Here is a 21,103-nt window from a genome sequence, read left to right as displayed (position 1 = left end):
AGGGTTACGGCGCGGCGTGCCCGAGCGGCGGTCCTCAGTGATGCCAGGGCAGCTGAACCGGATCAGTGGGGACACGCCCGGCCACCAGCTCGGCCGCCAACCCGGCCAGGCCGAGCGGGTAGACCGTCTCGCCGGTGGCCGCGAGGTCGGTGACGGACCACCAGCGATGGCCGGCGTGGTACGTGCGCTCGTTCGCCTCCTGGCCGCTGACGTCGACCTGGTGGCCCGTGACGCGAAGCCGGAAGAAGACGTCCCGGAAGATCCCTTCGGCCCAGCCGACATCCGCGTATCCGGAGGTCTCCGCGACGGCTGACCGCAAGGCCTCCGGCTCCACGGACAGGCCGGTCTCCTCGCGAAGCTCGCGGGCTGCCGCCTCTGCCAGGGTCTCCCCGTCCTCGACACCACCGCCGGGCGTGCACCATCCGTGACCGCTCTCGGGAGCGTCCGGGTCGACATGGAACTTCAGCAGGAGCAGGCGGTCCAGCTCGTCGATCAACAGGACACGGGCGGATTCGCGGCGGTAGCTTCCCTGATCGGACATGCCGGCAGCGTAACCCTGGACGGCCCGCGAGCCGACCGGGACTCTGCCGGGCGGCGGGCGGGCCGTGGGAACCACCATGGCCCCACCCGCCCCTGCCGGTCAGGGGCGTGCGAGCCGCGACCGGACGCACGGCGGCGCGCCGGGCGTGCACCAGCAGTCCCAGCCGCGCCGTCAGAGCGTTCCGGAGCCCCGCGCCACCGCGGGCCCGCCCGCCTCCGCGGCCCCACCCTCCCAGAGCGACGCCCCGGGAACCGGTGCCCCGGGAGCCCCCGGAGCCGCCCCCGCCAGGCCCACCGGGCCCACCACCCAGTCCGGGTGACCGGGCATCGGCGGCGTCCGCAGCCCGTACAGCCAGTCGTCGAGAAAGCCCCGCAGGTCCTGCCCGGACACCGCCGAGGCCGTCCGCACGTAGTCCTCGGTGGTCGCGTTCCCGGACCGGTAGGTGCGCAGGAACGCCCGCTCGATCCGGTCGAAGGCCGCCGCCCCGACCTTCTCCCGGAGCGCGAACAGCACCAGCGCGCCGCCCGTGTACCGCTGGCTGTCGAAGAGGTCGGCGGCGGTGGGGGAGGCGACCGGCCCGGAGTCGTGCCGCCACTGGTCGCCCAGCCCGTAGAGGTAGCGCATCCGGTCGGTCAGCGTGGTGTAGCCCCAGGCGTCCGGCCATCCGCGCTCGTAGCGGTACAGCAGTCCGTAGAAGTCGGCGTGGCCCTCGTTGAGCCAGAGGTCGGACCACCTGGCGGGGGAGACGCTGTTGCCGAACCAGGAGTGGACCAGCTCGTGCATCATGTGCGAGCCGATCGCCGGTTCCGCCTGCCGCAGGAAGTTCGGCTTGTAGAGGGTGAGCGTCTGGGTCTCCAGGCCGGTGAAGGCGAACGCGGCCGGATCGTCCGTGTTGGCCGGCAGGAGCCCGTACGTCTCGAACGGGAAGGGCCCCAGGTGCGCTTCGGCCCAGGCGAGCTGGCCGGGGGTGAGGGCGAGCGCGGGTTCCAGTTCGGCGGCGCGCGCGGTCGGTACGACGTCGCGCAGCGGCAGGCCGTGCGGGCCGGTGCGCTCGCGCACGGTGTAGTCGCCGACCGAGACCTGGACCAGCTCGGTGGCCATCGGCTCGCGGGACACGTACCGGCGGGTGGTGCGGCCGTCGCCGCGCCGTTCGGTGGCCGTCAACTCGCCGTTGGCGACGCCGCGGAGAGCGTCCGGGGCGGTCACGGAGATGGTGAACCGGGCCTTGTCGCTGGGGTGGTCGTCGCACGGGAAGACGGTGTGCGCGCTGTTCGGCTGGCCGGCCACCGCGAAGCCGTCCGGGGTGGGGACCCAGCCGGTGTGCGGCAGCGCGGCGCGCGGGTCGGCGGTGTACTCGACGGTCAGCCGGGCGACGGCGCCCGGGCGGAACGGCCTGGCCGGAGTGACCGTCAGCTTCTCGTCGTGGGCGGCGAAGCCCGCCGGCCGCCCGTCGACCCGGACGGCGCGCACGGCCAGTCCGAGCGCGTCCAGGTCCAGCCGGGCGAGCGTGCGGTCGGGCCGGACGGTGAGCACGGCTGTGCCGTCCACCGTCCGGGGCCCGGCCCGGTAGTCGAAGGCCAGGTCGTACCCGAGCACCCGGTACCCGGTGTTCCCGAGCGAGGGGAAGACCGGATCGCCCAGCCCGTCGGCGGCGCCGGCCGTCGGCACGCTCGCGGACAGCAGCACCGCGCTGAGCGCGAGTGACGGGACGAGACGGGCGCGGGGCCTGAAGAGCCTGAGGAGGCCGAGGGGCCTGGACAAGGGTGATCACCGCACTTCACGAGCGGGAGCGGAGGCGGAGCCCCCGGGGCGGGGAGAGCCTGGCCCACGGATGCTAGTGGACCGTCGGGCCGGCGCGGGCGCGATCGGTGCGGTCCGACGGCGCGGCGTGGTGCGACGGCGGATCACGGCCCCGGCGACACACCGTGTCCCCCGGACGGCCCACGGTGATGGCGCGGCGCCCGTACGCGGTCTAACGTCAGGAGTGCATCGTCCCCTGACGGACGAGCCACGGCCGTCGGAAAACCTGGCCAGGTCCGGCGGCCGTACTTTCCTGCCCGGGCGCCGTGCGCCCGGACGCACCCCGTAGGCTTGGCGGTCGAGACGACGCCCGCGTACCGGATGCCAGGAGCCGCCGTGACCAGCCCAGCCTCGCCCGTTCTGGTGATCGGCGAGTGCGTCGCCGACATCGTCCGAACGAGTGACGTCCCGGACCGGGTGCACCCCGGCGGCAGCCCCGCGAACGTCGCGTACGGCCTCGCCCGGCTGGGCCGACCGGCCACCCTGCTCACCGAGCTGGGGCCGGACGCCAACGGCCGGCTGATCCGGCGGCACCTGGAGTCGGCGGGGGTGCGGGTCCGGGCCGCCGACGTCGCCCGGACGCCCTCGGCGGTGGTGGAGCTGGACGGGCAGGGGCGGGCCCGCTACACCTTCGACATCCACTGGACGCTCCCGCCCACCGAACTCGCCGAGCCGCCCGCCGCGATCCACCTCGGTTCGATCGCCGCGGTGACCGAGCCCGGCGCCGGTTCGGTGCTGGCCCTGGTGGAGCGCTGGCGCGGGCACGCGCGGATCAGCTACGACCCGAACGTGCGCCCGGCGCTGATGGGCGACCGGGCCGGGGCCGTCCGCCGGGTCGAGCGCTGGGTGGCGCTGAGCGACCTGGTCAAGGTCAGCGACGAGGACCTGGACTGGCTCTACCCGGGCGAGCGGCCCGAGGCGGTCGCCGAGCGCTGGCTGGCCCTCGGCCCGGCCGTGGTCGCGGTCACCCTCGGCGCCGAGGGCGCGTTCGCCCGCACCGCCGGGGGCGGACGCGCCGAGGCCGCGGCTCTCCCGGTACCGGTCGCGGACACGGTCGGCGCCGGCGACGCCTTCATGGCCGCCTTCCTGCACGCCCACGCGTCCGGCGCCGATATCGCGGTCTGCCTCACCCAGTCGGTGACTGCGGCGGCGCTGACCGTCGCGCGCCCGGGCGCCAACCCGCCCTCGGCGGCCGAACTCGCGGCCGCCCTGGCGGACTGACCGGAGCCCTCCCGGCGCGTCGGCGCGGTGTGAACCCGGTCCGTTCCCTCCGGGCCGCCGCCGCTACTCGACGGGGGCGAGGTCCTTGCCGTACCAGACCTGGGCGTACGGCCCGCTGCTGTAGGCGGGGATCTCCCGGTACCCGTTGCGCAGGTAGAGCGCGCGGGCCTCGACCAGGTCGAGGCGGGTGTCGAGGACGATCCGCTCGGCGCCCAGGGAGCGGGCGGCCCGGTCGACGGCGGCCAGCAGCACGGCGCCGCCGCCGGTGCCGCGCAGGCCGGGTCGGACGAAGACCCGGGTGAGTTCGACGGTGGCGGCGTCTAGTCGGCGCAGGCCGGCGCAGGAGTGGGCGGCGCCGTCGTGGCGGCCGATCAGGAAGTGGCCGTCCGGGGCGGCGAGGTCGTCGCTGGGGGAGTCGGCCAGGCCGGACTCCAGCTCCTCGGGGGTGCCCTCCCGGTCGAAGTGCAGGCGGTAGTAGCGGTTGGCCACGTCGTAGTAGTACTCGCGCAGCAGGTCCAGGGCCTCGGGGGCGGTCACGTCGGCCGTGGTGACGGTCCAGAGGTCGGAGCGGCGGGGCGCGGTGTTCGTCATGCGCGCATGATCCGATTCGGGGGCCGTCGCCGCAATCGGTTTTCCCGGCGGCCCCGCCCGGCCCGCTCCGCCCCGGCCGTCGGACCGGCGGTCACCCGGTCGCCCCGCCACCCGGGCAAAGGAACGGCAAGGACCCGGTGCGTCGCTGCCCCGCACGGGTGACGCGGGGATTGGCGGTGGTGCACGGCAGGGGAGCAGTGCACCCATGAACAGACCATCAGTTTGTCGTAATAATGGGGGTTTGAGGGGAAGCCAGCACCACCGGGGCGGTGTACGGACCGGCCTGCTGGCCGCCGTCTGCCTCTCCGCCGTCCTCGCCGGCTGCGCCGCTCCGGCCGCTCCCGCCGGGCCGAAGGCCGTCCCGGCCCCCGAGGCGAACGCGGCCCCCGAGGCGAACGCGGCGCCCGCCGCCCCGGACGCCGACCACGCCGGCGCCCCGCCCCTGGCGGAGGAGGCGAACGGCGCCGAGGCCGTGGCCCGTCAGGAGGCGGCCGCGCAGCACTGGGGCCTGGAGCGCCCGCCGCTGAAGGCTCCGCCGCGTCCGGCGACCAAGCCCGAGCTCACCCCGGTGCAGGGCGTCAAGCTCGCGGACGGCCGCCCGCCCGTCGTCTTCCGGGTGCCGACCGACGACAAGGTGGTCTTCCTGACCGTCGACGACGGTGACGAGAAGGACCCCGAGTTCTCCCGGATGGCCGCGGACCTGGGCATCCCGCTCAGCACCTACGTCTCCGACTACCTCGCCCGCGAGAACTACGGCTACTTCCGCGACCTGCACGCCCAGGGCGTGGAGATCAACAACCACACGATCAACCACCGCAACCTGAAGGTGCTGGACTACGACACCCAGCGCGAGGAGATCTGCACCCAGCAGGACCAGCTGGAGAAGCAGATCGGCGTCCGCCCCCGGCTGTTCCGGCCGCCGTACGGCGAGTACAACGACGACACCCTGCGCGCGGCGGCCTCCTGCGGGGTGCAGGCGGTGCCGATGTGGAACGAGGAGGCCTTCCCGGACCACATGGAGTGGCGCTACGACGACCGGAAGCTGCACCCGGGCGACATCATCCTGACCCACTTCCGGGGCACCGACATCTGGAAGGCCTCGATGCCGGACCTGCTGCGCAAGGTCGTCAACGACGTCACCGCGCAGGGCTTCGCGCTGGCCCGGCTGGACGACTACCTGTAGCGGCGGCCCGGAGCGGCCATCCGACCGCGGCCACCGCGAGTCGGGTGGCTCAGCCGAGCGAGAGGGCGTCCAGGTACACCCAGGCGCCCTCGTGCCGCACGAAGCGGCTGTTCTCGCTGAGCACGCCCTCCTCGCCGCCCTCGGTCCAGTGCGCCCGGAAGGCGACGGTGCCCTGCGCGTGGAAGGCGCCGCCCTCGGTGGTGTCGACCACCTCCAGCCCGGTCCAGCGCAGCCCCGGGTCGAAGTCGACCTCGGCCGGCCGGGTGTCCGGGTGCCAGGTGCGCAGCAGGTACGCCTCGTCCTGCGCGGCGAAGGCGCTGAACCGGGAGCGCATCAGCGACTCGGCGGTGGTGGCCGCCGCCTGGCCCCGGTGCAGCCGGCCGCAGCAGTCGCCGTAGGCGGCGGGCAGGCCGCACGGGCAGGGGGACGAGGGCAGCAGCCGGGGCGCGGCGGCGCGGGGCGCGGAACGACGTCGGGACATGCCGCCATTCTCCCCCACCCGTCCGGCGCCTCCCCGGCGGCCCCGCGGACGGCGGGTACGGGCCCGTCCGCGTCGTCGTGGAACCCGTCGCCGGGGTGCCCGTCCGCGGGTGCCCGTCCTCAGGAGGCGGCGGCGCCGAACCAGGTGCGCAGCGCCCGGGCCAGCCCCTCCCGGTCCGCCCGGTCGGGCCCGGTCGCCCAGGCGACGTAGCCGTCCGGGCGCAGCAGCAGGGCGCCGGCCGGCGGCTGCGGGCAGTCGGCCGTGACGAGGTCGACCCGGTCCTTCCAACCCGCCGCCGGGTCCGCGAGGCCGAGCCGGCCGCCGGTGAGGTCGACGAGCAACGGGCGTCCGGTGCGGGCGAGTTCGGCGATCCGGGCGGGGCCGTTCGGGGTGGTCGCCGCGAGCTCCGGCACGAACCGCCCGGCCAGCGGGTGCGGGCAGCCGACGTCGTGGCGGACGTCGCTGCCGGCCATCAGCGCGGCGATCCGGCCGAGGTTGTCCGGGTGCGCCAGCAGCTCGTCGAACAGGGCGCGCACCGCGGTGGTCCCGGGGCCGGGGGCCATCAGGGCGGTCTGGGCCTGGGAGTGCATGAACACCCGCTCGCCGACCGGGCGGCGCTCGTTCTGGTAGCTGTCCAGCAGGCCGGGCGGGGCCCAGCCGTGCAGGTCGGCGGCGAGCTTCCAGCCGAGGTTGGCGGCGTCCTGGAGGCCGAGGTTGAGGCCCGGGCCGCCGGTCGCGGCGTGCACGTGGGCGGCGTCGCCGACGAGCAGGACGCGGCCGTCGCGGTAGCGCTCGGCGAGCCGGGTGTTGTGGCCGACGGTGCGGCGCGGGGTGAACGGTCCGGCGGTACGGGCCGGGGCGAGCGGCAGGTCGGCGCCGGTCACCCGGCGGACGCTGGCGCGCAGCTCGTCCAGGGTGAGCGGGGTCCGCTGGTCCACCGGCGGGCCGCCCCACTCCATCGTGGCGATCATGACGGCGTCCGGGCCGAACGGGGAGATGACGAACACGCCGTGGTCGGTGCGGGTGTGGGTGAAGACGCGGAACGGGGTCGGGCAGCCGGGCAGCAGGACGTCGCCGTTGTCGGTGGTGCGCACCCCCTCGGGCGGCAGCACGTGCGCGATGCGGGAGACGGGGTCGGGCGAGGTGACGCCGGGGAAGCCGATCCCGGCGAGCTTGCGGACGGTGCTGCGGCCGCCGTCCGCGCCGACCAGATAGCGGGCGTGCAACTGTCCGGCGCCGTCGGGGCCTTGGACGTCGACGGTCACCCCGGTCGGGTCCTGGCGCAGGCCGGTGACCTCGCGGTCGCGGCGCACGGTGACGCCCAGGTCGAGGAGGCGTTCCTCCAGTACCTCCTCGATCCGGTGCTGGGGTACGGGTACGGCGTGCAGCGGGTTCCGGTCGAGCCGGTGCAGTTCCAGCGGGAAGGCGCCGAACACGAAGCGCGGTACGGGCCGCGGCGCGCCCGGGACGCCGCTGAGCGGCTGGTACAGGCCGCGGTGGTCGAGCAGCCGGAGCACCTGGCCGACCAGCCCGTTGGCCTTCTGCTCGCCCGAGCGCGCGGGCAGCCGGTCCAGGACCACCGGCCGGATTCCGGCCAGCGCCAGTTCGCCGGCCAGGAACAGCCCGACCGGGCCGGCGCCGACGATGACGACATCGCTGTTCATCTCAAGTCCCCGTTCATGTCGAATCCCCCTCGGATGCGGTGGGTTCACCGTGACGAAGGATCGGGCAGCCCGGCCGCCAGCTGGCGCAGCGCCTCGGTGAGCAGCGGCTGGAACGGCACCACCGGGTCGGCGGCCAGGTAGTGCTCGTTGGCGGCCTGCAGCGCGGAGAGCGCGGCCGAGGCGACCAGGTTCGGGTAGAGGTCCCGGTCGGCGTCGGTCCCGGTCCGGGCGGCCACCGCCGCCGCCAGCTCCCGCCGGACCCCGGCGCTGTCGCGGAGCAGTTCGGCCTGGAGCGCAGGTTCGCGCAGCAGCAGCCGCACGGCGGCGGTCCAGCGCGGGTCGGGCCCCTCGGGCGCGCCGACGTACGGTGCGACGAGGGAGCGGGTCAGCGCCTCCCACAGCGGCTCCTGCGCCGGGCGGGCCCGCAGCTCCCCGGCGGCCTGCAGGACCCGGTCGCGGTGCCGGGAGACGATCGCCTCGGCCTTGCTGGAGAAGTAGTTGTTGTAGGTGCGCGGGGACACCCCGGCCGCGGCCGCGATGTCCTCCACCCGGACGTTCTCCAGCCCCCGCTCCACCGCGAGCCGCAGTGCGGCCCAGCCCAGTGCCTCCCGCGTCGCGGCCTTCTTCCGTTCCCGCAGGCCGGGCTGGTCCTTCGTCATGGCCACCACTGTCCCGCGAAAGGTGCGCGACGCGCAATAGTGCGTGGCACGCAAGTTTTTCCCGGCCGCGCGGGCTGTGGCGAGCCGCCCGCCACCTGCGGTTTGTCGCTGGTAGTAGTTGCCTGGTCGCGGAGCGATCCCCGTCGGGAGCCCGACCCCGCAGGCTTTCCGGCGGGACGACTCGACAGGACTGGAGGAGCGGTCATGGGTGGCAGACAGCGTCCGCCGAGAGCGCGGACGCCCCGTCAGGGCAGGCCCGCCGGCGTCGGTGCCCGGGTGAACTCCCGGGCGGAGTTCGCCCGCATCGAGGGGTTCCTGGCCTGGGAGGCGGAGGTCGCGGCGGCCGAACGGGACGCCCGCGCGTTCGCCGCGCAGTTCCCGTGGCTGCCGGCGGCGGAGCGGGAGAGCCTCGAACAGGCCTACGCCGCCGACCGGTTGCGCTACGCCGAGGAGGTCGTCGACCGCGCGGTCGAGCGCTGCCGCCGGCTGGCCGCCCGGTACCGCGTCGAGTGCCGCCGGATCTGCGCCCGCTGGGCCGCGCTCTGCCTCTCCGTCACCGTGACGGCGGCGCTGTTCGCCGTGGTCCCGGCCGTCCTGCGCGGCTGAGCGGCCCGGGCCCGCCGTCGACGGGCCCCGGCACGACGAGGGCCCGCCGCACCGTTCCCGGTGCGGCGGGCCCTTTCCAGGTGTGGGAGGGGGTCAGTGGTGGCCGTGGCCGCTGCCGATCTCCTCGTGCTCCTCGACGGTGGGCTTGGCGATCTGGCTGTACTCGCCGTAGAAGCCGCGGGAGAGCTTGACCCGCGCGCGGGTCCACAGCCCGGCCTTGCGGGCCACGCCGTTCTCGTCGACCTCGGGCGGCAGCTCGGAGGGCTGCGGCTGGTCGTGCGAGGTGAGGGTGTAGAGCCGGCCCTTCGGCAGCGGGGCGTGCACCTCGACGAACTCGCCGTGCTGGAGGCGGTTGATGACGCCGGTCTCCCGGCCGTGCAGCACCTTCTCCTTGTCCCGCCGCTGGAGGCCCAGGCACCAGCGCTTGGTGATCACGAACACGACGACCGGCACGGTGAAGAAGCCGATCCGCACCGCGTAGGTGATCGCGTTGATCGAGAGGTGGAAGTGGGTGGCCAGCAGGTCGTTGCCGCCGCCGGCCAGCAGGATCAGGTAGAGGCTGATCCAGGCCGCGCCGAAGGCGGTGCGGACCGGGGCGTTGCGCGGCCGGTCGGCGATGTGGTGCTCGCCCCGGTCCCCGGTGATCCAGGCCTCCAGGAACGGGTAGCACCAGATGGCCAGCAGGACGGTCGGGAAGACCATCAGCGGGACGAACACCCCGAGGTTGAGGGTGTGGCCGCCCCAGACGCTGATCTCCCAGCCGGGCATCACGCGGATCAGGCCCTCGGAGAAGCCCATATACCAGTCGGGCTGGGCGTTGGTGGTCACCTGGTCCGGTCGGTACGGGCCGTACATCCAGATCGGGTTGACGGTGGCGATCGCCGCCATCACCGAGACCACGCCGAAGACCAGGAAGAAGAAGCCGCCCGCCTTGGCGGTGTAGACCGGCAGCAGCGGCATGCCGACCACGTTGGTGTTGGTCCGGCCGGGCCCGGCGAACTGGGTGTGCTTGTGGTAGAAGACCAGGATCAGGTGCGCCGCCAGCAGGCCCACCATGATCCCGGGGATCAGCAGGACGTGGACGGTGAACAGCCGGGGGATGATGTCGTGCCCCGGGAACTCGCCGCCGTAGAGGAAGAACTGCAGGTACGTCCCGACGATCGGGACGGCGAGGACCGCGCCCTCCATGAAGCGGATGCCGGTGCCGGAGAGCAGGTCGTCGGGCAGCGAGTAGCCCATGAAGCCGTCGAACATGCCGAGGATCAGCAGGAGCGCCCCGAAGACCCAGTTGATCTCGCGCGGCTTGCGGAACGCGCCGGTGAAGAAGACGCGCATCATGTGGGTCAGCATCGAGGCGACGAACACGATCGCGGCCCAGTGGTGGATCTGGCGCATCAGCAGGCCGCCGCGCACGTCGAAGCTGATCTTGACGGTCGAGGAGAAGGCCTCGGACATCGGGATGCCCCTGAGCGGGACGTACGACCCGTCGTAGACGACCTCGCCCATGCTCGGCACGAAGAACAGGGTGAGCCAGACGCCGGTGAGGATGATGATGACGAAGGTGTAGAGCGCGATCTCGCCCAGCATGAAGGACCAGTGGTCGGGAAAGATCTTGCGCAGGTTGGCCTTGGCCAGGGAGTAGATGCCGAGCCGGCCGTCCGCCCAGTCGGCGAGCGCCTCGGCCTTGTTGGCGGGGTCGGCGCGCGTGGTGGTCACCGGTCCCGGCTGCGACTGCTGGTCGGCTCTCACGACGGGCTCCCCGGCGTCCGCGGCGTACCGTGCCGGAGGCCCGCCGGCGGGAACGGCGGCCGGCGAAGTGTTGTGATCATGGGACCTCTCGATACGGGCCCGCCGGCGGGACCGGCGCGCGGACCAGCTGTTCCGCTGGGCCCGTTGCTCAGGGTGATGGAGCGCTTACTCTGTCATGCTGTCGGCAGGGGGCCGACTGTGCACGTCCATCGGCCCGTCCGGCCGTGCGTGTCGGGCCGGACGGGGGTTCCTGACGCCCGATCGGCTGGCCGCCGCTCGGCCCAACGGGTGCCGATGCTGCGGTCGGGTGCCGCTGAAGCGTTTCGGCGCGCGCCGCGTCCGGGGGTCGCGAGGTCCGGGGCCTACGCTGCGCCAATGGTGGATCACCGTGAACTCTTCGAGGACGTCACCGAGGCCCTGGCCCGCGCCGGGTTCGACACCGGACCGGGCCCCTCACCGCTGTGGATCGACCGCCACCCCGAGGGCGTGGTGGTCGGCTGGACGCCGGGCGCGGAGCCGGGCGGGCCGCCCTCCCGGGAGGCGCTCGCGGCGCTGAGCGGCGCGGCCGCGGTCGTGCTGCGCGAGTGCGGCTACCTCGTCGCCGGAACGGAGGAGGGTGATCTCCTGGTGCGTTGCGCCGAACCGGTGACGGTGCCGGAGTCGCCCGAACCGGAGGCGGTGCCGGAGCAGTGGTGGGGGTGACCGGGGGCTCCTGACGATCCCTCCGGCCTGCGGGTTTGGTCAACACGAGGGCGAGCTCATACCGAACCCTTACCCGAACCGGGGGTGCGGTTGACCTGCGCGGCTCTAAGGTTTGCCTAAGCTAAGCCGTGGCGCCCTGGACCGCAGTGTCCGGGGCGTTCGGCTGTGCCGCCCCGCCGCCACCGCGGCGGGGTCGAGGACAGGTGAACGACCCGGGCCGGCCCGGGGGAGGAGCCCGCCGCATGTGGGATGAGGCGTTTCCCAGCTTCCTGATCGGTCTGCGCGAGGGCCTGGAAGCCGGACTGATCGTGTCGATCCTGGTCGCCACGCTGGTGCGGGCGGACCAGAAGGCCCGGCTGCCCCAGGTGTGGTCGGGCGTCGCGGCGGCCGTCGCGCTCAGCCTGAGCTTCGGCGCGGTGCTCACCTTCACCGCCGCCAACCTCTCCGGCCACGCCCAGGAGGCGTTCGGCGGGGTGCTCAGCCTGATCGCGGTCTGCTTCGTCACCGCGATGGTGTTCTGGATGCGGCGCTCGGCGCGCACCCTCTCCGCCGAGATCAAGGAGAAGGTCCAGGCCTCGCTGGCGATGGGCGCCGGCGCGCTGGTGCTCACCAGCTTCCTCGCGGTCGCCCGCGAGGGCCTGGAGACCTCGCTCTTCCTGTGGACCAACGTGCGCACCGCCGGGGAGTCCACCGGGCCGCTGATCGGCGCGGCCGTCGGCCTGGTGCTCTCGGCCGGGCTCTGCTGGGGCCTGTACCGGCGGGCCCTGAAGATGAACCTCACCCGGTTCTTCACCATCACCGGCGTCGGACTGATCGTCGTCGCGGCGGGCGTCCTCGGCTACGGCCTGCGGGACCTCCAGGAGTCCGGCCTGGTCGGCGGCGGCACCTCGTACGCCTTCGACCTGAGCGGGCACCTGGACGCCTCGTCCTGGTACGCGACGCTGGTCCAGGGCACCCTCAACCTGACCGTCACCATGACGGTGCTCCAGGTCGTCGGCTACGTCGCGTACCTGGGCGTCGTGATGACGCTGTTCGTCGAGGGGGTCCGCAGTGGCGGGCGCGCCCAGGCGGCCCCGGCCGCCGCTCCCGCCGCTCCCGCCGACGCGAAGCCCGCCGCGGGCGGGGCCGAGGGCGAGGGCGGGGGTACGGCCGGACCGGTGCGGGCGGGCCGGCCGCGCTGGGTGCTGCCGACCGCGGCGATCGCCGTGCCGGTGGTGGTGGCCGGCGTGGTGATCGCGGTCAGCGAGGGCAAGCAGGGCGGATCCGCCACCGTCGCCGTCTCCGAGCAGGAGTGCGGCAAGGGCTTCGCCGACCCGCGGCCCGGCCAGCAGGTGTTCCAGATGCGCAACACCGGCGACAAGGTCGCCGAGGTCTACCTCGTCGACCCGGGCAGCGGCGCGGTCTACGGGGAGATCGAGGGCCTGGCCCCCGGCACCACCCGCGCCCTGACCGCCACCATCGGCTCCGGCGACTACGCCTGGCGCTGCGTGCCCACCGGCGGCAAGTCCGTCACCTCCGCCGCCGTGCACGTCAGCGGCGCCGCCGTGGTCAAGGCCGTCAAGCCGGTCGCCGAGGAGGACCTCAAGGCCCCGCTGGACAGCTACAAGGAGTACGTCGACCAGGGCCTCGCGACGCTCGTGACGGAGAGCCGGAAGCTCCAGGCCGACGTGCGCTCCGGGGACCTCGCCACGGCGAAGGCCGACTGGCTCACCGCCCACCTCCAGTACGCCTCGCTCGGCGCCGCGTACGGCACCTTCGCCGACCTCGACGGCAAGATCGACGGCCGCCCGGACGGACTCGCCGAGAAGGAGCGGGACCCGGGCTTCACCGGCTTCCTGCGGCTGGAGTACGGCCTCTGGCACGACCAGTCCGCCGCCGAGCTGACGCCCGTCGCCGACGACCTGGCGCAGAACGTGGAGAAGCTGGCGCACGACTTCCCCGGCCAGGACTTCGCCCCCGGCGACCTGCCGCTGCGCGCCCACGAGATCCTGGAGAACACCCTCCAGTTCGAGCTGACCGGCGACACCGACATGGGCAGCGGCACCAACCTGGCCACCGCCCAGGCCAACCTGACCGGCACCCAGGAGCTGCTGACCCTGCTCCAGCCGCTGCTCGACGAGCGGGACCCGCAGGTGCTCGTCAAGGTGAACGCCGGGATGAAGCGGGTCGGCGACCTGGTCGCCGCCGCCCACCGGCCCGAGGGCTGGACCCCGGTCGACCGGCTGCCCGCCGACGCCCGCCGACAGCTCAACGGCGCCACCGGTGAACTGCTCGAAGACCTCGCCCCCGTCCCCGCCCTGCTCGAGATCCGGAAGGCCGCCTGATGACCGACCACACCGCAGCCACCGGGTCCTGCCCGTTCCCGCACGCCGCTGCCGCCGCCTCCGTTGCCGCTGCCGAGGCCGTCGGGGAGGGCGGCTGCCCGGCCGGACCGGCCCGGCGCAGCTTCGTCCGGGCCGCGCTCGGCGCGGGCGCCGGAGCGGCCGTGCTGGCCGGCGGCGGCCTCGCCCTCGCCGCCGGACCGGCCGCCGCCGGGGACGGCACGCAGGAGAAGGCCGGGGCGGTGCCGTTCCACGGGGCCCACCAGGCGGGCGTCACCACGGCGGCCCCCGGCTTCGCGGCCTTCGTCTCCTGCCAGGTGATCGCCCAGGACCGCAAGGGCCTCGAAACGCTGTTCCGGACCCTGACCGAGCGGATCCGCTTCCTCACCGCCGGCGGCACCCCGCCGGACCTCGGCGTCGGCGCGCCGCCCTCGGACAGCGGCATCCTCGGCCCGACCGTCCCCGCCGACCACCTGACCGTCACGGTCGGCGTCGGCGCGTCGCTCTTCGACGACCGCTACGGGCTGGCCAAGGCCAAGCCCGTCAGGCTCGCGCCGATGAAGACCTTCCCGAACGACAACCTCCAGGCCGCCGAACTGCACGGCGACCTCTCGCTGCAGATCTGCGCCGACCGCCAGGACACCGTGCTGCACGCGCTGCGCGACATCACCCGGCACACCCGGGGCGCGCTGCAGATCCTCTGGCGGATCGACGGCTTCCAGAACCAGTCCCGCCCGGACGGCGCCCAGCGCAACCTGCTCGGCTTCAAGGACGGCATCGTCAACCCGGACACCGGCTCCGCGCGCGAGATGGACCGGCTGGTCTGGGTCACCGACGGGACGGGCGAGCCGGCCTGGGCGACCGGCGGCAGCTACCAGGTGATCCGGATCATCCGGATGCTGATCGAGTTCTGGGACCGCGTCACCCTCACCGAGCAGGAGAAGATGTTCGGCCGCCGCCGGGACACCGGCGCGCCGCTGGACGGCGCCCGGGAGACCGACGCGCCGGACTACGCCAAGGACCCGGACGGCAAGGCGATCCCGCTCGACGCCCACATCCGGCTGGCCAACCCGCGCACCGCCGACACCGACAACTCGCGCATCCTGCGCCGGGGCTTCAACTACGACCGGGGCGTCGACCGGGCCGGGAACCTGGACATGGGTCTGGTGTTCTGCTGCTACCAGCAGGACGTGGTGCGGCAGTTCGAGGCCACCCAGACCCGGCTGATCGGCGAGCCGCTGGTGGACTACATCTCGCCGACCGGCGGCGGCTACTTCTTCGTCCTGCCGGGGGTGAAGGACGAGGCCGACTGGCTCGGGCGGGGGCTGCTGGCCGCCGTCTGACGGTCGGTTCCACCGCGGGCCCGGCGCTGCCACGCGCCGGGCCCGTCCGCGTGCTCAGCCGGCGGGCCCGTCCGCTCCGTCGGCGCCGAGGGTGAAGCCGATCACCGCGCCGCCGCCCTCCCGGTTGGCGGCGAAGGCCGTACCGCCGTGCGAGCGGGCCACCTCGTGCACGATGGCCAGGCCCAGGCCGGAGCCGGGCAGGCCGCGGGCGGCGGTGGCCCGGTAGAAGCGGTCGAAGACCCGGTCGAGGTCGGCCGCGTCGATGCCCGGGCCGCGGTCGCGCACCTCCACCCGCGGGCCGCGCACCACCACCTCGATCGGGCCCGTCCCGGCAGGGTCGAACTTGGCGGCGTTGTCCAGCAGGTTGCCCACCGCGCGGGCCAGCGCGTCCGGCCGGGCGGTGACCACGGTCGCGTCCGCGTCCACCACGACCTCCCGGTCGCCGCGCCGCCGGGCCTGGGCGGCGGCCTGCCGGACCACGTCGGCGAGCAGTACCTCGGTCGGCTGCTCGTCCGCCCTGCGGTCGGCCGCGAGCGCCACCAGCTCCTCCACCAGCTGGGTCAACTCGCGGGTCTCCTCGACCAGATCGGCCATCAGCGCGGTGCGTTCGGCGGGCGGCAGCCGGTCCAGGCTGGGGAGCACCGAGAGGTTGGTGCGCAGGCTGGTCAGCGGGGTGCGCAGCTCGTGCCCGGCGTCCTGGACCAGTCGGCGCTGGTTCTCCTTGGCGGTGGCGAGCCGGCCCAGCATCCGGTCGAAGGCCCGGCCGAGCCGGCCCACCTCGTCCGTACCGGCGGCGGGCACCGGGACGTCCAACCGCCCACTGGCGGCGACCAGTTCGGCCGCGTGGGTGAGCCGTACCAGGCGTCGGGTGATCCGTCGGGCGAGCAGTCGGCCGGCCCCGCCGGCGAGCACCGCGACGATCGCCACCAGGGCGACCGTACGGGTGCGCAGGGTGGTCAGCAGCTTCTCGGTGGGCCCGACCTGCTGGATGATCTGGACCGCCCCGCGTCGGCCGCCGAGCGAGACCACGCCGACCCGGTAGGCCTCGCGGTGCTCGTGGCGCAGCCCGATCGAGGTGCGGCCCGGCTGGTCGGCGTGGGCGAGCTCGTGGTCGGACGGGCTCGGCGGCAGGTCGAGCCGGGCGGTGCCGGGCAGCACCGCGCCGTCGGGGTCGAGCGACTGGGTGGTGACCCGGATCGGGCGGACCAGGTCGGCGCTCAGGCCGCTCGGGCCGGCGAAGTCGCCCGGGAAGAGCACCTCCCGCTGGACCTGGCGGCCGACGGAGTCGACGGCGGCGCCGAAGTCGGCGGTCTCGTCGTCCCGGATCAGCCGCGCGGCGGCGTCGTAGCCGAGTGCGCCGATCAGCACCGCGACCAGCGCGGCGATCGCGGCGAAGGCCAGCGCGAAGGTGGTGGGCAGGCCGGGGCGCGGGAACCGGGGGAGGCGGCGGGCCGGGCCGGTCACGGCTCGCGCAGCGTGTAGCCGACGCCGCGGACGGTGTGGATCAGCGGCGCCAGGCCGGGGCGGTCGAGCTTGCGGCGCAGGTAGCCGATGAACACCGCGAGGTTCTTCGAGCCGGGGCCGAAGTCGTAGCCCCAGATCCGCTCGTACAGGGTGGCCTGGTCGAGGACGGCGCCGGCGTGCCGGGCGAGGAGCTCCAGCAGGTCGAACTCGGTGCGGGACAGTTCGAGCTCCTGGGCGGCGCGCCAGGCCCGGCGGGCGGGCGGCTCGATCCGCAGGTCGGCGACGGTCAGCACCTCGGTGGCGGACTCCGGCGGGCGGCGGCGCAGCATGGCGCGCAGGCGGGCGAACAGCTCGTCCACGTCGAAGGGCTTGACCAGGTAGTCGTCCGCGCCCGCGTCGAGGCCGGCGATCCGGTCGGGCACCTCGACCCGGGCGGTGAGCATCAGCACCGGGGTGCGGTCGCCGGCCGCGCGCAGCCGGCGGCAGACCTCCAGGCCGTCCGGCTCGGGCATCATCACGTCGAGCACCAGGACGTCCGGGCGCTGCTCCGCGAGGACGGCCAGGGTCTGGGTGCCGTCGGCGGCGACCCGCACCCGGTAGCCCTGCAGCATCAGCGCGCGGGCGAGCGAGTCGCGGATGGCCCGGTCGTCCTCGGCGATCAGCACGGTGTGGGTCATGGCGGAGATTCTCCCTGGCGTGCTCACGGCGGTTTCGGGCGGGGGCGGGGTGTCCGGGCCCGCTCCGCGGCCGCTCCGGGGCGGTCCGTGACGGCCGGGGCTGTCGCGCGGTGCTTCGCGGGCGTACGGTGGCCGTACGGTGGCGCGCCGCCGGGTGGGCCGCCTGATCCGAGTCGGCACGCCCTGCCGGAGGCCGCGATGGCAGACCGGATGGCCTTCTTCACCACCCCGCGCGAAGAGCGGGTGCGGCGTGATGCGCGGGAGCGGCTGGGGGACTGGCGGGAGGTGTACCGGCCCGGCCCGCTGCTGCCGGTGGTGGGCGGGCAGGCGGGGCGGTGCATGGACTGCGGGCTGCCGTTCTGCCACAGCGCCTGTCCGCTCGGGAACCTGGTGCCGGAGTGGAACCGGCTGGTGGCGGAGTCGGGGACGGGTTCCGGGGAGGGGACCGGAGCGGGCGCGGACGTCGGAGCGGAGGTCGGCGCGGCGGCCGGCGCGGATTGGCGGGCGGCCGCGGCAAGGCTGCTGGCGACCAACAACTTCCCGGAGTTCACCGGGCGGCTCTGCCCGGCGCCCTGCGAGAGCGCCTGCGTGCTGGCCATCGACGGCGCGGCGGTGACGATCAAGAACGTGGAACTGGCGATCGCCGACCGGGCGCTGGACGCGGGCTGGGACGGGCCCCGGCCGCCCGACGGCGCCGAGCGCTCCGGTGGGCGGCGGGTCGCGGTGATCGGCTCGGGCCCGGCCGGGCTGGCCGCCGCCCAGCAGCTGACCAGGGCCGGGCACGCCACCACGGTGTACGAGCGGGCCGACCGCGCGGGCGGGCTGCTGCGGTACGGCATCCCGCCGTTCCGGCTGGAGAAGCACCGGCTGGAGCGCCGGCTGGACCAGCTGCGGGCCGAGGGCACCGACTTCCGCACCGGGGTGTGGGTCGGCCGGGACGTCCCGGGCGAGGAACTGCGGGCCGGGTACGACGCGGTGGTGGTCGCGGTGGGCGCGACCGCCTGCCGGGAGCTGCCGGTGCCGGGGCGGGAGCTGACCGGGGTGCACCAGGCGATCGAGTACCTGACCTGGGCGAACCGGGTGGACGAGGGCGACTGCCCGGTCTCGCCGCTGTCCGCCGAGGGGCGGCACGTGGTGATCGTCGGCGGCGGCGACACGGCGGCGGACTGCCTGGGGACGGCGCTGCGCCAGCGCGCCGCCTCCGTCACCCAGCTGGACATCAACCCGCGGCCGCCGCGGGACCGGGCCGACGGGCAGCCCTGGCCGGTGTACCCGAAGGTGTACCGGGAGACCACCTCGCACGAGGAGTCCGGTGCGGCGGAGGCCGGGCCCCGGGTGTTCGCGGCCGCCACCGTCGGCTTCGAGCCCGGCCCGGACGGCCGGCTGGCCGCCGTCCGCTTCGCCGAGGCCGAGCCCGCCGACCGCAGCCCGCGGGCGGGCACCGAGCGGAGGCTGCCGGCGCAGCTGGTGCTGCTCGCGCTGGGCTTCACCGGGCCGGACCCGGACCGGCCGCTGTTCGCCCAACTCGGCCTCGCCACCGGGCCGGAGGGCACCCTGGCCAGGGACGACGGCTTCGCCACGGCGGCGGAGGGCGTGTTCGTCGCGGGGGACGCCGGACGCGGGCAGTCGCTGATCGTCTGGGCGATCGCCGAGGGGCGGGCGGTGGCCGCGGCGGTGGACCGGTACCTGCGGGGGTGGACGGAACTGCCGGCGCCGATCCGGGCCTCGGCGCGGGCGCTCACGGTGTGAGACCGGGAGCACCCGCGCCGGTCGGGGGTCGGTGTGGGAGTTCGCTGTCAGAACAGCGGGAGGCGGCGGAGGAACACGTCCTCGGCGTTGTTGGTGTCCCCCGGGACGAGGGTGCTGTCGGACGAGGTGAACACCACCGCGGTGCCGAAGGCGTCGGGGAACGGGGCGTACGAGGAGCCGGTGGTCTGGGAACCGTCGCCCGCCACGCTGACCCGCTCGGTGCGGCCGGTCCACAGGTCGCGCCGGAACACGTCCTCGGCGTTGTTGGTGTCGCCGGGGACGAGGTTCTCCGCCGCCGAGCTGAAGTAGACCCACCGGCCGTCCGCCGTCAGTCGGCCGCCGAAGGAGTCGAGGGTGGTCTTCGTCCCGGGCAGGCCGACGCTGACCAGTGTCTCGGTGCCCTGCCGGAGGTCGCGGACGTACAGCTCGAAGTGGCGGTCCCAGGAGGTGTCGCCGTGGACGACCCAGGAGGAGTAGACGGCGTAGCGGCCGTCCGGGCTGATCGACGGGTCGGCCGCGCCCTTGTAGCCGCCGTCGGGGGCCGAGGAGGCCAGGCTGGTCCGCCCGGCGCGCAGGTCGCGGGCGTACAGCGGGTAGAGGCGCGGCTTGAGGAGCTCTGCGCGGGTGTCCGGGCGGGCGTTCGGGCGGGAGTCTGAGCGGGCTTCCGGGCGGAGGGAGTCGGCGGCGAACTCCTCGTCGGAGCCGGCCCTGAGCTCGGCGACGGCGGCCGGGGAGAGGGTGTCGGGCCGGCCCGGGCCGATGAGGTTGGTCGCCTTGGAGATGAAGACGACCGTGCTGCCGTCGCCGCTGATCTCCGGCGATGCGGAGGAGGCGTCGGCCTCCTTGCCGTCCGCGCCGACGCTGACCAGGCGGGTGTCGCCGGTCCAGAGGTCGGTGACGTAGATGTTGCCGCCGAACCAGGTGACCGTGCCGGGGGCGAGGTCGCTGCGGTTGGACTGGTAGGCGACGTAGCGGCCGTCCCAGCTGATCGAGGGGACGTCGGACACCCGGTCGGTCTGCGGGGCTCCCGGCGCCTTGCCGACGCTGACCAGCCGGGTCTCGCCGGTCCGGCGGTCGTGGACGTAGACGTCCTGGTAGCCGCGGTTGGCGCCGGGGGCGAGGTTCGTGGCGCTGGAACCGAACGCCACGTAACGGCCGTCGCCGCTGATCGCGGCGTGGTGGGCGGCGCCGTCGGCCTGGACGCCGCCCGGACCGGTGTCGACCCGTTCGGTGCGGCCGGTCCACAGGTCGCGGACGAAGACGTCGACGGCACCGTTGGTGTCGCCGGGCACCAGGTCGGCCGCCTCCGAGGTGAAGACGGCGTAGCGCCCGTCGGCGCTCAGGCCGTGGGCCTGCGAGGCGCCGGTGGCCTGCGCCTGGCCGGGGCCGACGGAGACGCGTTCGGTGCCCGTGCCGCCCGGCCAGGCGGACGGTCGTGTGGTGGACGGTTGTGTGGTGGACGGGGCCGCCTGGGCGGGGGCGGCGACGGTGATGGAGACGGCGGCGGCCAGTGCGGCGGCCGCGAGGGTGCGGGCCGCGCGCAGTGGGCGGCGGATGCGGGTCATCGGGTTCCCTCCCCTGGGATCGGGCCGTGCCGCGTCGGCGGTGGACGCCGAACTCCCCGGCGGCCGGCTCGGGGTGAGCCAACCGCCGGGCGGGGTGGTCGGTCAACGGGTGGGTGCCGGGAGCGGCGCATTCACGCCGGAGGGCCGGGAGGCCGTGGACGCGGTCGCATCGGGTACGTACGGTCTTTGCTACGATCCGGCGAAGCTGGTGTCAGGAGTTGTGCGTGCATGGGTCGGAGGGTGTGGGACGTGGGTTCCGACGAGCGGGCGGTGACGTCGGTCGAGGTCCGCTACACCCCGACGGCCGAGGACTTCCGGGAGGCCTTCGCGGCGTGGGAGCGGTGCACGGCGGCCGGACGCCGGTCGCGGCGGGCCGTGTACACGGTGGCCGTCGGCGGGACGGCGGTCGTCGGGCTGCTCGCCGTCCTCGGCGGGACGGTGCTGCGGTTGGTCGCCCTGCTGGTGGCGGTCGTGCTGCTCGTGGTTCTCGCGGGGCCCGCGACGCGGGTGCGGCGGGTGACGAGGACGGCGAGGGAGAAGGGCGAGTTCAGGGTCCTGCTGGACGACCAGGGGGTGGTCGTGAGCACCGAGGCCTCGGTCACCGAGTTCGCCTGGTCGGAGCAGCGGTACTACCTGGAGACGCCCCGGCTGTTCCTGCTGTTGAAGGGCAGCGAGGAGACCGGTGTGCTGACCATGCTGCCCAAGCGCGGGGTCGACGACCTCCGGGGGCTGGACGAGCTGATCGACCGGCACGCGACGGCGCTCGTCCGGGACTGAGCAGTCGTGG

18 protein-coding genes are annotated in these 21,103 nt (G+C 74.7%); 8 read left to right on the top strand and 10 right to left on the bottom strand.

The annotated features are described in order from the left end of the window. Positions 1 to 34: 34 nt before the first annotated feature. Positions 35 to 541 (bottom strand): NUDIX hydrolase, encoded by a 507-nt coding sequence (locus tag ACLWS4_RS22815; protein ID WP_074003825.1) that lies wholly within the window; start codon positions 539 to 541, stop codon positions 35 to 37. A gap of 171 nt (positions 542 to 712) precedes the next feature. Beyond that, positions 713 to 2,302 (bottom strand): M1 family metallopeptidase, encoded by a 1,590-nt coding sequence (locus ACLWS4_RS22810; protein ID WP_416875080.1) that lies wholly within the window; start codon positions 2,300 to 2,302, stop codon positions 713 to 715. A gap of 375 nt (positions 2,303 to 2,677) precedes the next feature. Here ACLWS4_RS22810 and ACLWS4_RS22805 point away from each other — a divergent pair, with 375 nt between their 5' ends. Further along, the gene (locus tag ACLWS4_RS22805; RefSeq protein ID WP_416875079.1) at positions 2,678 to 3,562 is read left to right on the top strand and encodes a carbohydrate kinase family protein; all 885 of its coding nucleotides are present in this window, start codon (positions 2,678 to 2,680) and stop codon (positions 3,560 to 3,562) included. Between the two features lie 63 nt (positions 3,563 to 3,625). Here the strand turns inward: ACLWS4_RS22805 and ACLWS4_RS22800 are convergent, their stop codons facing one another. Then, entirely contained in the window at positions 3,626 to 4,153 is a 528-nt protein-coding gene (locus ACLWS4_RS22800; protein WP_117486546.1) for a GNAT family N-acetyltransferase, read from the bottom strand. A gap of 241 nt (positions 4,154 to 4,394) precedes the next feature. Here ACLWS4_RS22800 and ACLWS4_RS22795 point away from each other — a divergent pair, with 241 nt between their 5' ends. After that, complete coding sequence (locus ACLWS4_RS22795; protein ID WP_416875078.1) at positions 4,395 to 5,336, top strand: polysaccharide deacetylase family protein; 942 nt, start codon at positions 4,395 to 4,397, stop codon at positions 5,334 to 5,336. Positions 5,337 to 5,385: 49 nt separating this feature from the next. Here the strand turns inward: ACLWS4_RS22795 and ACLWS4_RS22790 are convergent, their stop codons facing one another. From ACLWS4_RS22790 to ACLWS4_RS22780, 3 genes are all read right to left on the bottom strand, one after another. Beyond that, on the bottom strand, positions 5,386 to 5,817 hold the full coding sequence (locus tag ACLWS4_RS22790; protein WP_049657121.1) for a YchJ family protein: 432 nt from the start codon (positions 5,815 to 5,817) through the stop codon (positions 5,386 to 5,388). A 119-nt stretch (positions 5,818 to 5,936) separates the two neighbouring features. After that, positions 5,937 to 7,481: an FAD-dependent monooxygenase gene (locus ACLWS4_RS22785; protein WP_416875077.1), complete on the bottom strand. Its 1,545-nt coding sequence runs from the start codon at positions 7,479 to 7,481 to the stop codon at positions 5,937 to 5,939. A 44-nt stretch (positions 7,482 to 7,525) separates the two neighbouring features. Continuing rightward, on the bottom strand, positions 7,526 to 8,140 hold the full coding sequence (locus ACLWS4_RS22780) for a TetR family transcriptional regulator (RefSeq protein WP_117486544.1): 615 nt from the start codon (positions 8,138 to 8,140) through the stop codon (positions 7,526 to 7,528). A gap of 204 nt (positions 8,141 to 8,344) precedes the next feature. Between ACLWS4_RS22780 and ACLWS4_RS22775 the strand changes: the two genes are divergently transcribed. After that, on the top strand, positions 8,345 to 8,746 hold the full coding sequence (locus ACLWS4_RS22775; protein ID WP_143204590.1) for a cytochrome C oxidase subunit I: 402 nt from the start codon (positions 8,345 to 8,347) through the stop codon (positions 8,744 to 8,746). 93 nt (positions 8,747 to 8,839) lie between these two features. Here the strand turns inward: ACLWS4_RS22775 and ACLWS4_RS22770 are convergent, their stop codons facing one another. Beyond that, positions 8,840 to 10,462 (bottom strand): cytochrome b, encoded by a 1,623-nt coding sequence (locus ACLWS4_RS22770; RefSeq protein ID WP_117491383.1) that lies wholly within the window; start codon positions 10,460 to 10,462, stop codon positions 8,840 to 8,842. A gap of 408 nt (positions 10,463 to 10,870) precedes the next feature. Between ACLWS4_RS22770 and ACLWS4_RS22765 the strand changes: the two genes are divergently transcribed. The 3 genes from ACLWS4_RS22765 to efeB all read left to right on the top strand — a co-directional run bounded on the left by ACLWS4_RS22765 (position 10,871) and on the right by efeB (position 14,861). Further along, positions 10,871 to 11,197 carry a hypothetical protein gene (locus tag ACLWS4_RS22765; RefSeq protein WP_049657126.1) on the top strand — a complete coding sequence of 109 codons (327 nt, stop codon included), beginning with the start codon at positions 10,871 to 10,873 and terminating at the stop codon, positions 11,195 to 11,197. A 242-nt stretch (positions 11,198 to 11,439) separates the two neighbouring features. Next, entirely contained in the window at positions 11,440 to 13,521 is a 2,082-nt protein-coding gene (gene efeU, locus ACLWS4_RS22760; RefSeq protein ID WP_416875076.1) for an iron uptake transporter permease EfeU, read from the top strand. Next, positions 13,521 to 14,861 (top strand): iron uptake transporter deferrochelatase/peroxidase subunit, encoded by a 1,341-nt coding sequence (efeB, locus tag ACLWS4_RS22755; RefSeq protein ID WP_416875075.1) that lies wholly within the window; start codon positions 13,521 to 13,523, stop codon positions 14,859 to 14,861. Before efeU ends, efeB begins: the two co-directional genes overlap by 1 nt. Before the next feature lie 54 nt (positions 14,862 to 14,915). Here efeB and ACLWS4_RS22750 read toward each other — a convergent pair whose 3' ends face one another. Both ACLWS4_RS22750 and ACLWS4_RS22745 read right to left on the bottom strand, forming a co-directional pair. Further along, positions 14,916 to 16,325, bottom strand: a complete 1,410-nt coding sequence (locus ACLWS4_RS22750) for a sensor histidine kinase (protein WP_416875074.1) — start codon at positions 16,323 to 16,325, stop codon at positions 14,916 to 14,918. After that, the gene (locus ACLWS4_RS22745; protein ID WP_049654967.1) at positions 16,322 to 17,002 is read right to left on the bottom strand and encodes a response regulator transcription factor; all 681 of its coding nucleotides are present in this window, start codon (positions 17,000 to 17,002) and stop codon (positions 16,322 to 16,324) included. Before ACLWS4_RS22745 ends, ACLWS4_RS22750 begins: the two co-directional genes overlap by 4 nt. Before the next feature lie 198 nt (positions 17,003 to 17,200). Between ACLWS4_RS22745 and ACLWS4_RS22740 the strand changes: the two genes are divergently transcribed. After that, positions 17,201 to 18,751, top strand: a complete 1,551-nt coding sequence (locus ACLWS4_RS22740; RefSeq protein WP_416875073.1) for a glutamate synthase subunit beta — start codon at positions 17,201 to 17,203, stop codon at positions 18,749 to 18,751. 47 nt (positions 18,752 to 18,798) lie between these two features. Here ACLWS4_RS22740 and ACLWS4_RS22735 read toward each other — a convergent pair whose 3' ends face one another. Continuing rightward, positions 18,799 to 20,316 carry a hypothetical protein gene (locus ACLWS4_RS22735; protein WP_416875072.1) on the bottom strand — a complete coding sequence of 506 codons (1,518 nt, stop codon included), beginning with the start codon at positions 20,314 to 20,316 and terminating at the stop codon, positions 18,799 to 18,801. Between the two features lie 249 nt (positions 20,317 to 20,565). Between ACLWS4_RS22735 and ACLWS4_RS22730 the strand changes: the two genes are divergently transcribed. Continuing rightward, on the top strand, positions 20,566 to 21,093 hold the full coding sequence (locus ACLWS4_RS22730) for a YcxB family protein (RefSeq protein ID WP_416875071.1): 528 nt from the start codon (positions 20,566 to 20,568) through the stop codon (positions 21,091 to 21,093). Positions 21,094 to 21,103 lie beyond the last annotated feature (10 nt).

The sequence above is a fragment of the Kitasatospora sp. SC0581 genome, from assembly GCF_048159585.1.
In the GTDB taxonomy this organism is placed as follows: domain Bacteria; phylum Actinomycetota; class Actinomycetes; order Streptomycetales; family Streptomycetaceae; genus Kitasatospora.
The sequence above is the reverse complement of the archived record's forward strand: the minus strand, read 5'-3'. Positions and strand labels throughout refer to the sequence as shown.